We start from the raw sequence: 343 nt of genomic DNA, 5'->3' as shown, positions 1-343 counted from the left end.
CGAAGGCCGCCCGCACGAAGCACAGCCGTTGCAAGGCGGCATCATCGAACAGGCCATAGCCGCCCGGGGTGCACGCCACCGGACGCAGCAATCCGCGCAGCAGGTAGTCGCGCACGATATGCACGCTCNAGGCCGATGCCCGCCTCGAAGGCCGCCCGCACGAAGCACAGCCGTTGCAAGGCGGCATCATCGAACAGGCCATAGCCGCCCGGGGTGCACGCCACCGGACGCAGCAATCCGCGCAGCAGGTAGTCGCGCACGATATGCACGCTCACCCCGGCATCAAGGGCCAGCCGGGACACGGTGTAGGCGCTCATTGAAAACCTCCTTTTTTTATCCAGCG

2 pseudogenes are annotated in these 343 nt (G+C 66.1%); both read right to left on the bottom strand.

Annotated features, from left to right (window positions below):
• Positions 1 to 79, bottom strand: a pseudogene (locus AO268_RS33675) (transcriptional regulator MerD); the annotation flags it as partial.
• A pseudogene (merD, locus tag AO268_RS06185) lies at positions 78 to 317 on the bottom strand (mercuric resistance transcriptional repressor MerD); the annotation flags it as partial. The pseudogenes merD and AO268_RS33675, both read right to left, overlap by 2 nt.
• Positions 318 to 343 lie beyond the last annotated feature (26 nt).

The sequence above is a fragment of the Pseudomonas sp. ICMP 8385 genome (assembly GCF_002699915.1).
Taxonomy (GTDB): domain Bacteria; phylum Pseudomonadota; class Gammaproteobacteria; order Pseudomonadales; family Pseudomonadaceae; genus Aquipseudomonas; species Aquipseudomonas gessardii.
Note: the sequence above shows the minus strand (reverse complement) of the source record. Positions and strands in the feature narration are given on the sequence as shown.